The following is a 12,883-nucleotide window of genomic DNA, read 5'->3' on the forward strand; positions in this document are numbered from 1 at the left end:
GTGGGGCGGTGGGCGGGCTCTTCGGAGACCACTCGGGCGCCCGGGACGGGGCCGTGGGCGACGCGGACGGTGCGGCACACGCCCGCGCCGGAGAGCTCGGCCGCCACCCGGACCGCCGAGTCCGCGTCGGTGCAGAGGAAGGCACAAGTCGGGCCCGAGCCCGAGACGATCCCGGCGAGCGCGCCCGCCTGCACGCCCGCGCGCAGCGTGCGCCGCAGCCCGGGGCGCAGCGACACGGCCGCCGCCTGCAGGTCGTTGCCCAGCAGCAGGGCGAGCTGCCGCGGGTCGCCGGAGGCCAGCGCCTCCAGCAGCGGCTCGACCTCCCCGACTCGGTTCGGCTTCGACTCCGCCCGCAGCCGGTCGAGTTCGGTGTAGACGCCGGGCGTGCCCAGCCCGCGGCGATCGAGCGCGATGACCCAGTGGAAGGTGTGCCGCGCCAGCACCGGCACGAGCCGCTCGCCGCGGCCGGTGCCCAGCGCCGTGCCGCCCTGCAGCGAGAACGGGACGTCGCTGCCCAGCTTCGCGGCGATCTCGCTGAGGTCGTCGCGGCCCAGCTCCAGCCGCCAGAGGTGGTTCAGCGCCAGCAGCGTCGCCGCCGCGTCGGCGCTGCCGCCGGCCATCCCGCCGGCGACCGGGATGCCCTTGTTGATCGACAGCCGCACCCCGGGCTCTTCCGGATCGCGCCCGCTGTGCTCGGCGAGCAGCTGCACGGCCTTCCAAGCCAGGTTGCTCGGGCCGGTGGGCACCGAATCCGCACCATCGCCGTGCACGTCGATGCCGGGTTCCTCGGCGACCAGCACGGTGACCTCGTCGGTCATCGACAGCGCCTGGAAGACGGTGACCAGCTCGTGGTAGCCGTCCGGGCGCGGGTCCCCGACCGACAGGTGCAGGTTCACCTTGGCGGGAACGCGAACGGTGATGGGGGTAGGAACCACGGAGAGCACTCTTAGAGCGTACGTGTACAGCAAACCCCGCCGCCGACTTCCCTGGGTACGGGACCGGAAAATACGGCGAAGGGCGCTTCCGAACGATCAACTCGTTCGGAAGCGCCCTCCCGCGCGGATGGTCCGGTCAGGCCGCCGGGATGACCGCGACGCCGCCGTACTTCTGGTTGATGAAGTCCTTGACCTGCTGGGACCGCAGCAGCTCGGCGAGCTTCTGGATCCGCGGGTCCTTCTCCAGCGCCGGGCTGGTCACCAGGCCGTTGGCGTACGGGTTGTTCTCCGGGCTCTCCACGACGACCGGGTTCTGCAGGTTCGCCTTGATCGCGTAGTTGCCGTTGACCACCGCGGCGGCGGCGTCATCCACCGAGCGCGGCAGCTGGTCCGGCGACAGGTCCTTGAACTTGATGTTCTTGGGGTTCTCGGCGATCGCCGACTCCAACCGGGTGCCCACCGCGGCGTCCGGCTTGAGCTTGATCAGGCCGCCCTGCTCCAGCAGCTTCAGGCCGCGGAACTGGTTCGCCGGGTCGTTGGACAGCGTGACCGTCGCGCCGTCCTGGACCTCCTGCAGCGACTTGACCTTGTTGGAGTACACCGCGAGCGGCTCCAGGTGCACGGCCTGGATCCAGACGAAGTCGCCGCCGCGCTGCTTGCGGTACTCCTCCAGGTAGGGCACGTGCTGGAAGTAGTTCGCCTCCAGCTCGCCGTTCGCGACGGCCTCGTTCGGCCGGTTGTAGTCGTCGAACTTGACGATCTCGATGTCGAGCCCGGCCTGCTTCGCCAGGTCGTCCTTGACGTACTGCAGGATCTCGCCGTGCGGCGTCGGGCTGACCGCGACCCGCAGCGGGGCGTTCGGGTCCGAGGAGGCCTGGCCGCCGCCACCTCCGCACGCGGCCAGCACCACGCCGGCCGCGGCCACCAGGGCGGCAAAACGCAAACGCATCAGAGTTCGTCCTTTCTGGACAGCGGTTGGGAGGTCGTCCCAAGCAGGAAGAGGTTCGGGTGGGCGTCGCCCACGAGGTCAGCTCGTCGCGGTCCGGCGCCGGTCGACGAGCTTCGCGGTCCGGTCGGTGATCAGCTGCATCGCGAAGGCCAGCACGCCGAGCACGACCACCGATCCCCACAGGATCCGGTCGTCGTAGCCCTGGTAGCCGTCCTGGATCGCGGTCGTGCCCAGCCCGCCGCCGCCGATCGCGCCGGCCATCGCGGCGTAGCCGACCAGCGCCACGGCGGTGACGCCGACCGCGCCGACCAGCGCGGCCCGTGCCTCGCCGAGCAGGACCGTCCACACGATCCGCAGCTTGCTCGATCCGGTCGTGATCGCAGCCTCGACCACGGTGAAGCTGACCTCGCGCAACGCGTTCTGCGTCAACCGCGCGAAGAACGGGATGGCACCGATGGTCAGCGGCACGATCACCGCGGTGCTGCCGATCGACGTGCCGATCAGCAGCCGGGTGAACGACGCCAGCACCACCAGCAGAACGACGAACGGCACCGAACGCACCACGTCGACGACCACGCCGAGCACCCGGTACAGCACGGGCTTCGGGTTCAGGCCGACCGGCGAGGTCAGGTGCAGCAGCACCCCGAGCGGCAGGCCTCCCAGCACCGCCAACAGGGTCGACACCAACACCATGTAGAGCGTGTCGATCGTCGCTTCACCAAGAATTCCAAGGACCTCCGACCAGGGGGTCACATCACTCACGCAGCAGCTCCGTCAACGCACACCGGGGCACGTCGCACATGCGCGTCCCGCTCGACCATCCACTTCAGGGCCGCCTCGGCTCGCTCGCCGGTCAGGCCGACCTTGAACTTAGCCACGGGCGTGTCGCCCAGCCTGGTCAACCCGCCGCCCAGGATCGCGAGCTCGACCCCGAACCGGCCGGCGGCCTCCGGCAGCAACGCGCCGACCGCGGCGAAACCGACCAGCACGACCTCGGCGACGACGTCGTGCCGGCCGCCGGGCCGCAGCGAATCGCCCTGGTCGGTGCCGGGCAGCAGCGTGTCGCCCACCCGGCTGCCGGGCTCGGCGACGAGGTCGATGACCTTGCCGTGCTCGACCACCCGGCCGTCCTCCAGCACCGCGACGTCGTCGGCGATCTTGCGCACCACGGCCATGTCGTGGGTGACCACCAGCACGGTGACGCCCAGTTCGGCGCGGGCGCGGTCCAGCACCGTGAGCACCGAGTCGGTGGTGCTCGGGTCGAGCGCCGAGGTCGGCTCGTCGGCCAGCAGCACCGAAGGCTTGGCGGCCAGCGCACGCGCCACCGCGATCCGCTGGCGCTGCCCGCCGGAGAGCTGGTCGGGGTAGACGGAGGCCTTGTCGGTCAGGCCCACGAGGTCCAGCAGCTCGCCGACGCGGGTGCGCCGCTGCGGGCCGCTGACACCGGCCGCTTCCAGCGGCAACGCGACGTTGCCCGCGGCGGTGCGCTGGCGCAGCAGCGAATCGCCTTGCGGCACAACGCCGATCTGGCGACGCGCCGCGCGAAGCGCCTTGCCGCCGAGGGAAACGAGGTCGGTGCCGTCGACGCGGATGGCGCCGCCGTCCGGCTTCTCCAGCAGCGCGATGCACCGGGCCAGGGTCGACTTGCCGGCCCCGCTCGGACCGACCACCCCGCACACCGCACCGGCCGAAACCTCCATCGACACGCCGTCGAGGGCGCGGACGGTTCCGTTGTTGTGCTGGAAGGACTTGGTCAGGTTCTCGACTGTGATCACGATCGGCTCCACATCAGCTCGCGACGGCCGCGCGCACGACAGGGCGGCAGGCCAAGGAACTTCGGAAAGGGAGGAAGGGCTGGGTCACATCTCGCGACGACAGGCGGTGGTGGTGCGACGCCCGTGGTCGATGACGCGACGCTGCGTCAGCAGCCTCCGGATGTGGTTCTGCCGGGATCGGGCCAGCTGAGCTCGGGTCTGACCCGCAGGCGGGCTGGCTAACAGCGCGTTGGAATCCACAACAACTCCATCGGTCCTGGCGTTAGCACCTGCCCATCGGGTGGTTGCTGCGGCGTCGCGGAGCCAGGTCTCTCGGCCGCTCGGGATGGATTTCCCGAATAGTAGACCCCACTGGCGGATTCCAGCGCAAGTTGATAGTCGTCACTTTCTGAAATCGTCCGCCAAATCACACACCCGGACGAGCGGGAATTTTCCTGGCGCCCCAGGTGTTCTCGGTGACTCCGAGTAGTGGATCGACCTCGGTTGGCAAGCGCCCGGACGGGTGGTTCAGCGGCCGCTCTCGGTAGCCGCGGCCTCCGCGATGCGCGCGAAGTCGGCGATCTCCAACTGCTCACCGCGAATCGACGGATCCACCCCGGCGGCCCGGAGAACTTCCTCCGCGCGCGCCGCGGACCCGGCCCAGCCGGACAGCGCGGCGCGCAACGTCTTGCGCCGCTGGGCGAACGCCGCGTCCACCACCCGGAAGACCTCCGCGCGCGGCGCCGTCGACGGCGGTTCGACGCGCTCGAACGACACCAGCCCGGAGTCCACATTGGGCACCGGCCAGAACACCTTGCGCGGCACCGGACCCGCGCGCCGCACGTCGGCGTACCACGCGGCCTTGGCGCTGGGCACGCCGTAGACCCGGCTGCCCGGCTTGGCGGCCATCCGGTCGGCGACCTCGGACTGCACCATGACCAGGCCGTGCCGCAGGCTCGGCAGTTCGGCCAGCAGGTGCAGCACCACCGGCACGGCGACGTTGTACGGCAGGTTCGCGACCAACGCGGTCGGCGGCGCCGGGAAGTCCGCAGCGGACACCCGCAGGGCGTCGGCCTCGATCACGGTGAGCCGGTCGGCCAGCCCCGGGGCGAACTCGGCGGCGGTGCGCGGCAGCCGCGCCGCGAGCACCGGATCGATCTCGACGGCCGTCACGGCACCGGCGGCCGGGAGCAGGGCGAGCGTCAGGGAGCCCAGGCCGGGGCCGACCTCCAGCACGACGTCGTCCGCCGTGACCGACGCCGAGGCCACGATGCGGCGCACCGTGTTCGGGTCGTGCACGAAGTTCTGGCCGAGCTTCTTCGTCGGGCGGATGTCGAGCTCCTCGGCCAACCGGCGCACGTCGGCCGGGCCGAGCAGAGTCGCCTGCTGGTCGTCCACACGGAAAAACTACCCGCGCCCCGAAGCCACCGTCCCCGCACCCCGAGCAGCAGAACCACGAAGGGCACCTACCACCGGATCATCCGACGAGAGGTGCCCTTCGGGACAACGGGAAATGCTCAGTTGAGGCCTAGCTTGGAGGAGCAGCCCGGCCAGGCTCCGTAGCCGCCGCCACGGGCCGCGCGGACCTTCTCGGCGACCGCGATCTGCTGCTCGCGGCTGGCCTGGTGCGGGTACGGCGCGTACTGGTCACCGCCGTAGGCGTCCCAGGTGGACTTGTTGAACTGCAGGCCGCCGTAGTAGCCGTTGCCGGTGTTGATCGCCCAGTTGCCGCCGGCCTCGCACTGCGCCAGCTTGTCCCAGACCCCGCTGTTCGGCGGCTGCTTCCCGCCGACGCGCACGACCTTGGGCTGCGCTTCCTTGGTGATCTTCTCGCCGACGGCTTCCCGGCCGGTCTCCTCGCCGTTGCGCGTGGTGACCCGGGTGAACACGATCTTCTCGCCGGGCACGCCGGGGAACTCGACCCGCTCCTCGCCCTTGAACATCGTGTTGTCGACGATCTCCTGCACCGGGGGCGCGACCGGCATCGTCACGTTGATGACCGTGCTGCCGGTGCGGTCGATGCGGATCTCGGCGCCGGTGACCAGCCGCTGGTCGCCGCCGGGCGTGATCGTGTCCTCGGGGCCGAGCTCGAGCTTCTGCTCCTTGACCAGCTCGTCGATGTTGACGGCGGTCGTGGTCAGCTGCCGCGGCTCGTTGCCACCGTCGATGACGGTGATGTTCTTGCTGGTCTTGACGACCAGGTCCAGGCCCTGCTCGGGCACGGCCATGGTGCGGTCGGCGGAAAGCCACGCCCCATCGGCCTGGACGCCGAGCTGGCGCAGCGCCTGGTCCACCGTGACCGAGCGGACCCATTCCTCGCGCGGCTCACCGTCGACGGTCAGCTTCAGCAGCCGCCCGCGGTCGAGGGTGATGGTGTCGCCGTGGCTGACCTTGGCCTGCGGCGAGGGGCTCAGCGCGTCGTGCTGGCCGACGGCGATGCCCTCGTCCTCGAGCACGTCGGCGACGGTGCCCTCGTAGGTGCTGACGGTGCGCTCGTGCCCGTCGACCTCGACGGTCACCGACTTGTCCATCGCGGCGGCCGCGCCGCCGGTGCCGGTGAGGGTGAGCAGCACGCCGGCCACCGCGCCCTTGAGGAAGCGCCGCTTCCAGGTGGCGATCGCGTCGACGACCTCCTGCGGCGGGGTGTCGTCCTCCTCCGCCTCCGGCAACGCGTCCGGGATGACCAGCGGCGGCAGCACCGTGGTCTCGGCGTTGATCAGCCGGATGACCTCGTCGACGTCGATCTCGGCGGTGGCGAGCATGTCCTCGGCGTCCGGGCCGAGAACGTCGTAGATGTCCGCCGGGGTGATCTCGAGCGAGCCCGGCGGGAAACTCGGGTGGTCCTCGGCCGGGTACCGCTGCGGCTCCGGGCGGTCCAGGAGTCCGACAGCGGTGTGCTGCTCGGCCTGGACCGGGGTGAACCAGTCCGTCGTAGGCTCGAAGGATTCGGCCCAGTAGCCGTCGTCCGACCGGTAGGCATGGCCGGGATAGCTGGGCTCGCCGCGTCCGTTCACAGGGTCGTTACCTCCCGAAGGCGGAAGTCGCGCTCGCGTGATGCGGAGCGGAGGCGGTGTCGGGCGAGACCCATGTCGTCGCTCAACTCCCTCGCTCCTCGCGTGCACACAACCTTCGTGCTTCGTGTCTGTATCCGACTCCCGCAGCCAAGCGCCGTCCTAGCCGACCGAGAGCTCCGTTGCCCACGGCCCGCTTCCCCGACGTACACCGGCGAGACTTACGGGCGTTCCCCATGACTGGTTGTCATCGGTTACGAGGCCGAGACTCTAGCGTGATCAATGCAGCCAGCCAAGAACCCCGATCCAGCTTGTGATCTGCGTTACGCTGACTTGCCGAGCAACCGAGCACGATCAGTAAGCGAGATCGCCTGCATTTGGTCCGTTCGGGGGTACCGTCGGCGCCTCGTTAACTGGGCGACCAGGCTCTTGGGTGACATATCACACGCCCCCGACACCTGCGGTTTCCATGACCGGCACGCGGTTTCCGGGCCGGGAACCAGGCCCGGCCCGAGCACTCAACGCGCTCGGGCCGGGCCCTCCCTCCCCTCACCCGAGGGATCTGTGCCCCGCAGCGAGTTGATCACCTCATCGCGGCAGGCCCAGCTTCCGCGCGCACGCGGGCCAGGCGCCGAAGCCGCCGCGCGCCAGGCGCAGCGCCTCCGCGATGACGATCTGCTGCTCCCGCGACGCCCGGTGCGGGTACTTGTGGAACCGGTTGCCACCGTGCGCGGCCCAGGTCCGGCGGTTGAACTGCAGGCCGCCGTAGTACCCGTTGCCGGTGTTGGCGGCCCAGTTGCCGCCCGACTCGCACCTCGCGAGCCGGTCCCAGACCGCCGCCCGCGCGGCCGGCGGCGCGCTCGGAGACGCCGCCGCCATCGGCGCCACACCGCAGACCACGATGCTCGCCACTACCGTCGCCTTCGCGAACAAACCGAACTTCATCGCAATCCTGACTGCCGTGCCTCCGGGTAGGAGGTTCTCCGCCCAGCGGGGCGGGATTTCGGGGTGCTGGCCCCCATCCCGGCTTCCGAAGTGGACGGTAGGGACGGCGTCGCGGACTGCAAGCGGGCGCGATCCGGCGCGCAATATCAAAGAACTGCGAGTGAAAGGAGTGCGGGAGGGGTTACGCCTGATCGAGCCGGAACACTCGCTCGGCCGTGGCCGTGGTCGCTACCACGAGTTCTTCAAGCGTCATGCCACGGAGTTCCGCAAGATCCTGAAGGGTGTAATTGACGCAGTACGGCTCGTTCGGGCGTCCGCGGAACGGGTGCGGGGTCAGGAATGGCGCGTCGGTCTCCACCACGAACTGGTCCAGCGGCACCAGCTGCGCAGCCTCCCGGAGCCCCTTGGCGTTGGCGTTGCGGAAGGTCGCCGTACCGGCGAAGGACAGCACGTAGCCGGCGTCCACGCAGGACCGGGCGAACTCGGCGTCCCCGGAGAAGCAGTGGAACACCACGGTTTCGGGGGCGCCCTCTTCGGACAGGATCCGCAGGATGTCCTGGTGCGCCTCGCGGTCGTGGATCATCAGCGGCTTGCCGACGCGCTTGGCCAGGTCGATGTGCCAGCGGAAGGCCTCCTGCTGCGGCTCCGGCGGCGAGTAATCCCAGTAGTAGTCGAGGCCGGTCTCGCCGACCGCGACCACCCCGGGGTGCGCGACGAGCCGCTCCAGCACCTGCCGGTCGGCGTCGTCGAAGTCCTTCGCCCGGGTGGGGTGCAGCGCCACCGCCGCGAACACCCGGTCGTCCCAAGTGGACGCCTCGACGGCCCACTCGGCGGAGGCGATGTCGTCGGCGACGGTCACCACCCGGCCGACCCCGGCGGCCTGCGCGCGGTCCACCATGGCGCGCACCTCGTCGGGCGTCTTCGCGCCGCAGGCGTCGAGGTGGGTGTGCGCGTCCACCGCCGAGGCGGGCAGCGCCTCCGGCACCGGCGGCAGCTCCCGCTTCCGCTTGCTCATCGCACCCCTCCAACGCAGGCAGCACTCGGGTGGTTCGACCGCAGTTTCAATTGAAACTGTGGTCCAACGAGGGTTGGGGCACCCGCGGGTTTCACGGGTGCCCCTCGCCTCGGGTGATCAGCTTTCGATCGGGGCCCATTCCGGGCCGGTCTCGCCGAGCTTCGGGTCCAGCTTGGCGAACAGCGGCGTCGGCTTCTGCAGCGGCCGACCGACCTCGATCTCGGTGGACCGCCACGCCGCCTGCTCGCCGGCGTAATCGCCCATCAGCACCGGGTACTCGATGCTCGGGTCGTCCAGGTCGGTGACCTCGCGGATCTCCGGCTGGGCCGACCAGACCCCGGTGCCGCCGAGCAGCTCGTGCACCTTCTGCGCCGAGTGCGGCAGGAACGGGGTGAGCAGCGTGTTGGCGTCGGAAACCACCTGCAGCGCCGTGTGCAGCACGGCGTCCCGCCGGTCCGGGTCCTCCTTGAGCTTCCACGGCTCCTGGTCGGACAGGTACTTGTTCGCCGCCGACACGACCCGCATGGCCTCCTGCGAGGCGGCCTTGAAGCGGGACCGCTGCAGGTGCCCTCCGACGGTGTCGAAGGCATTGCGGGACAACGCCTTCAGCTCCTCGTCGGCGGCCTGGGGCGCGGTCGGCGCGGGCACCGCGCCGTTGTTCTTCGCGGCCATCGAGATGGACCGGTTGACCAGGTTGCCCCACTCGTTGGCCAGCTCGAAGTTGGTGCGCCGGACGAACTCGTCCCAGGTGAAGTCGGTGTCCTGGTTCTCCGGCCCGGCGACCGAGATGAAGTACCGCAGGGTGTCCGGCCCGAACTCGCGCAGGAAGTCCCGCACGTAGATCACCGTGCCGCGGGAGGTGGAGAACTTCGACCCGCTCATGGTGAGGAACTCGCTGGAGACGATCTCGTCCGGCAGGTTCAGCTCGCCGTACGGGCCGACCTCGCCGCCGCGGTCGCCCTGGCCGTTGTGGCCCATCAGCAGCGTCGGCCAGATCTGGGCGTGGAAGGTGATGTTGTCCTTGCCCATGAAGTAGTAGCCCTGGGCGGCCGGGTCGGTCCACCACTGCTTCCAGGCGTCCGCGTCACCGGTCCGGCGGGCCCACTCGACGCTGGCCGACAGGTAGCCGATCACCGCGTCGAACCAGACGTAGAACCGCTTCATCGGCTGGTCGCGCCAGCCGTCCAGCGGGATCGGCACGCCCCAGTCCAGGTCCCGGCTGATCGCCCGGGGCCGCATGTCGTCGACCAGGTTCTGGGCGAACTTGAGGACGTTGGGCCGCCAGCCGGTGCGCGTGGACAGCCACTTGCCCAGCGACTCGGTGAACGCGGGCAGGTCCAGGAACAGGTGCTCGGTCTCGACGAACTCCGGCTTCTCGCCGTTGATCCGGGACACCGGATTGATCAGGTCGGCCGGGTCGAGCTGGTTGCCGCAGTTGTCGCACTGGTCGCCGCGCGCGCCGTCGTAGCCGCAGATGGGGCAGGTGCCCTCGATGTAGCGGTCGGGCAGCGTGCGGCCGGTGGACGGGCTGATCGCGCCGGTGGTCGTCTTCGGCAGCACGTAGCCGTTGCGGTACAGCGCGAGGAAGATCTGCTGGACGACCTCGTAGTGGTTGCCCGTGGTGGTGCGGGTGAACAGGTCGTAGGACAGGCCGAGGCCCTGCAGGTCCTCGGCGATCACCCGGTTGTACTTGTCGGCGAGCTGGCGGGTGGTCAGCCCCTCGTTCTCGGCCTGCACCGAGATCGGCGTGCCGTGCTCATCGGTGCCGGACACCATGAGCACCCGGTTGCCGGCCATTCGCTGGTAGCGAGAGAAGACGTCCGAGGGCACACCGAAACCGGAGACGTGGCCGATGTGCCGTGGACCGTTCGCATAGGGCCAGGCCACAGCGGTCAACACAGAGGCACTCATGGTGCTTAGCCTACGGTTCGAGGGGTCGTGACCTCGAACCGGTTCTCGTTAATGAAGGTGTTCCGGGCTCGTCCCGCGCAGCAGTGCCGGTAGCGGTGCGAGTGACGAGGGCGGCGAGAGAGGAAGCGGCCGCCGACGACCGGGATCAGCACCGCACGGGCTGTGCCCCGGCCGGATCGAGGGCGTTGAGCACCATGCGCCCGACGTGCGGGTTGAACGCCACCGCGACGTGCTCGGAGAAGTCCTGCGGGCAGACGTCCTGGAGCACGATGTTGGTCGCGTTCGCTGCGTCCAGGTGGCCACTGGTGTACGGGGTGACCAGCTGGTCGTACTTGGTCATGATCGTCGTGTACTCGATGCCGGGCACCGCGGCGCCGTCGGCGTTGAGCTTCGTCATGAACTCGGAGTCCTTGAAGAACTGGCGGCACGAACCGCACAGCTCGTCCGGGACCTGGCCGACGACCGGCAGCTCCTCGGCCAGCCGGTCCAGCAGCTCCGAGGTGTTCTGCAGCGTGGTGCCGTCGTAGAGCGGCGTGATCGCGACGTAGCGCTGCACCTTCTCGGCTCCGCCAAGGAACTTCAGGTAGTACTGCGGCATCACGGTGCCCTCGGAGTGGCCGACCAGGTCGACCTTCCCGGCGCCGGTGGCGGCCAGCACCCGGTCGACGAAGTCGGCGAGCTCGGGCGCGCTCTCCTCCATCGGCGCGAATCCGCCGGTGATCTGCGGTACCCCGGGTGGGAGGCCGTAGGTCAGGGCGAAGGCGCAGTAGCCCTGGTCGGCCAGCACCGGCCCCAGGTACGCCCAGTTCGTGGTGGCGGCACCGCCGAGGCCGTGGACCAGGACCACCGGAGTCGGGTGTTCGGCGCTGGGCTGGCAGCTCCAGTCGTTCACGCCGGACGGCGCGGCGGCCGCGTCGGACTGGGCCGTCGCGGGCGTCGCCGCCGCGGTGACCGCGAGCAGGGCCGCGAGGGCGGCCAGGGCACCTCTGATGCGCATCTTCAACCTCGCCTCGTCGTGCGACTTTCCGATGCACAACGGGCTCGGAACCAGGAAGTGACGCGGCCGACCGCAACATCATCCCGACGGCCCAGCCGGCCGCGGGCTTAAGCCCGTGCGCACTTTGTGCTGCTGTAGCGACAAGAAGTGCGCACGGGTTCGGCGGCTGGTCAGGCGAGGTCGGCGCGGAAGAAGTCGACGTTGTACGGGCCCCACTGGGTCAGGGTGAAGTAGATCGCCGGCCGGTCCGCGGCCCACGGGTGCAGGAAGCCGCCATAGAGCCCCGGGCAGTCGGCGCCGGACACCACGACCTCGCCGCCGGTCCACGGCCCGGTGAGCTCCGGCGCCGTGCGCAGCACGATCGCCGCGCGCTGCTCATCGAGGTGCACCGCGAACCACCGGTCGAAGTGCCGGTTGTACTGCACCGACAGCTCGGCGACCGGCGCGGGCAGGACGGGCGCGGCGGCGAGCGGGTCGTCGCCCCAGCCGGTGCCGGTCCAGTACTCGTAGGCCGCCGGGTCGAGCAGGTCGTCGGCGCCGACGCGGGCGAGGTGCCCGGCGCCGAACCGGCCGCTCGGGGTGCCGAGCAGGTGGGCGCGGCCGTCCAGGACGCCTGCGAAACCGATCATCTGGAACGGGTGACCGCCGGGGTCGCGGCGCCGGAACCGGCTCACCCAGGGCTGCCGCGAGTTCCGCCACACCGCCGTCTCCGACTTCGTCCAGGTGGCCCCGCCGTCGTCGGAGTACGCGAGCGCGCCGTAGTTCGTGTGCCACACGCCCGGCATCCCCCACCGCCGCACGGACATGTAGTGCAGGTAGTTGCGGCCGCCGATGGCGATCCCCGCGGTCGGGATCACGGTGTGCTCGCGCACCCCGGTCCGGTCGCCGGGCAGCGCCTGCCCGGCCATGCCGTCCTCGCGCGACAGGGCCGAGTCGAACTTCAGGCCCGCGTCCAGATCGGTGTTGGTGGACCGCGCGATCACGTTGTACCGCCAGTCGGCGCTCTTGGGGCCCGCGCCGTGCCCGCCCCAACCATCGCCGTAGGTGTCGCCGAACGCCGCGAGCACGCCGCCCCGGCCGTCGTCCCACATGATCCCGAGATCCGTCGCGCGGATGCCGAACCGGCTGGCGGTGCTGTTGCAGGAGTCCTCGCCGGTGATCCTCGTGAGCCTGGTCGCACCGATCACACGCACCATGCGGCCACCGTACGCACGGCGGCCACGTCCCACGGGGAAGGCGTTCGCGCAGGTAGCCGCCGTGAACTCGCAGCGCCGCCCGATGGCTCGGGATCCTGGCCGGGACATGACCTCGGCCACTCCCCGAGCCGCGCCCCACCTGATTGACCAGCGCAAACATCTGTAACCGG

At 70.4% G+C, this 12,883-nt stretch carries 10 protein-coding genes, 1 pseudogene and 1 riboswitch; all 11 genes and pseudogenes read right to left on the bottom strand.

All coding sequences use genetic code 11. The features are described 5' to 3' along the window. The coding region (locus E1288_RS34640) for a 4-(cytidine 5'-diphospho)-2-C-methyl-D-erythritol kinase (RefSeq protein WP_207954722.1) at window positions 1–935 on the bottom strand (935 nt) is incomplete at its 3' end. A 136-nt stretch (window positions 936–1,071) separates the two neighbouring features. After that, entirely contained in the window at window positions 1,072–1,884 is an 813-nt protein-coding gene (locus E1288_RS34645; protein ID WP_132492850.1) for a MetQ/NlpA family ABC transporter substrate-binding protein, read from the bottom strand. Between the two features lie 78 nt (window positions 1,885–1,962). Further along, window positions 1,963–2,646, bottom strand: coding sequence for an ABC transporter permease subunit (locus E1288_RS34650; protein WP_165968414.1), 684 nt, complete (start codon window positions 2,644–2,646; stop codon window positions 1,963–1,965). Further along, window positions 2,643–3,659 (bottom strand): methionine ABC transporter ATP-binding protein, encoded by a 1,017-nt coding sequence (locus E1288_RS34655; RefSeq protein ID WP_132492852.1) that lies wholly within the window; start codon window positions 3,657–3,659, stop codon window positions 2,643–2,645. The genes E1288_RS34650 and E1288_RS34655 overlap by 4 nt, the downstream gene beginning before the upstream one ends. A gap of 244 nt (window positions 3,660–3,903) precedes the next feature. Next, window positions 3,904–3,991: riboswitch (SAM riboswitch) on the bottom strand. A gap of 175 nt (window positions 3,992–4,166) precedes the next feature. Continuing rightward, window positions 4,167–5,036, bottom strand: a complete 870-nt coding sequence (gene rsmA / locus E1288_RS34660) for a 16S rRNA (adenine(1518)-N(6)/adenine(1519)-N(6))-dimethyltransferase RsmA (RefSeq protein ID WP_235884022.1) — start codon at window positions 5,034–5,036, stop codon at window positions 4,167–4,169. Window positions 5,037–5,155: 119 nt separating this feature from the next. After that, window positions 5,156–6,652, bottom strand: a complete 1,497-nt coding sequence (locus E1288_RS34665; protein ID WP_132492854.1) for a resuscitation-promoting factor — start codon at window positions 6,650–6,652, stop codon at window positions 5,156–5,158. Window positions 6,653–7,237: 585 nt separating this feature from the next. Next, window positions 7,238–7,489 (bottom strand): annotated as a pseudogene (locus E1288_RS49245) (transglycosylase family protein); the annotation flags it as partial. Window positions 7,490–7,775: 286 nt separating this feature from the next. Further along, window positions 7,776–8,609, bottom strand: coding sequence for a TatD family hydrolase (locus E1288_RS34675; RefSeq protein ID WP_132492858.1), 834 nt, complete (start codon window positions 8,607–8,609; stop codon window positions 7,776–7,778). Window positions 8,610–8,726: 117 nt separating this feature from the next. After that, window positions 8,727–10,520: a methionine--tRNA ligase gene (gene metG, locus E1288_RS34680; RefSeq protein WP_132492860.1), complete on the bottom strand. Its 1,794-nt coding sequence runs from the start codon at window positions 10,518–10,520 to the stop codon at window positions 8,727–8,729. A gap of 145 nt (window positions 10,521–10,665) precedes the next feature. Continuing rightward, a complete protein-coding gene (locus E1288_RS34685) occupies window positions 10,666–11,517 on the bottom strand; it encodes an esterase/lipase family protein (RefSeq protein WP_132492862.1) in 852 nt (283 codons plus the stop codon). Window positions 11,518–11,687: 170 nt separating this feature from the next. After that, complete coding sequence (locus E1288_RS34690; protein ID WP_132492864.1) at window positions 11,688–12,713, bottom strand: DUF4185 domain-containing protein; 1,026 nt, start codon at window positions 12,711–12,713, stop codon at window positions 11,688–11,690. Window positions 12,714–12,883 lie beyond the last annotated feature (170 nt).

The sequence above is a fragment of the Saccharopolyspora elongata genome, from assembly GCF_004348985.1.
Taxonomy (GTDB): domain Bacteria; phylum Actinomycetota; class Actinomycetes; order Mycobacteriales; family Pseudonocardiaceae; genus Saccharopolyspora; species Saccharopolyspora elongata.

Excerpts from the sequence above, each read along its gene's own strand:
- E1288_RS34685 (WP_132492862.1), bottom strand. The coding sequence starts at position 11,517 with ATGCGCATCAGAGGTGCCCTGGCCGCCCTCGCGGCCCTGCTCGCGGTC.
- E1288_RS34675 (WP_132492858.1), bottom strand. The coding sequence starts at position 8,609 with ATGAGCAAGCGGAAGCGGGAGCTGCCGCCGGTGCCGGAGGCGCTGCCC.
- E1288_RS34690 (WP_132492864.1), bottom strand. The coding sequence starts at position 12,713 with ATGGTGCGTGTGATCGGTGCGACCAGGCTCACGAGGATCACCGGCGAG.
- metG (WP_132492860.1), bottom strand. The coding sequence starts at position 10,520 with ATGAGTGCCTCTGTGTTGACCGCTGTGGCCTGGCCCTATGCGAACGGT.
- E1288_RS34645 (WP_132492850.1), bottom strand. The coding sequence starts at position 1,884 with ATGCGTTTGCGTTTTGCCGCCCTGGTGGCCGCGGCCGGCGTGGTGCTG.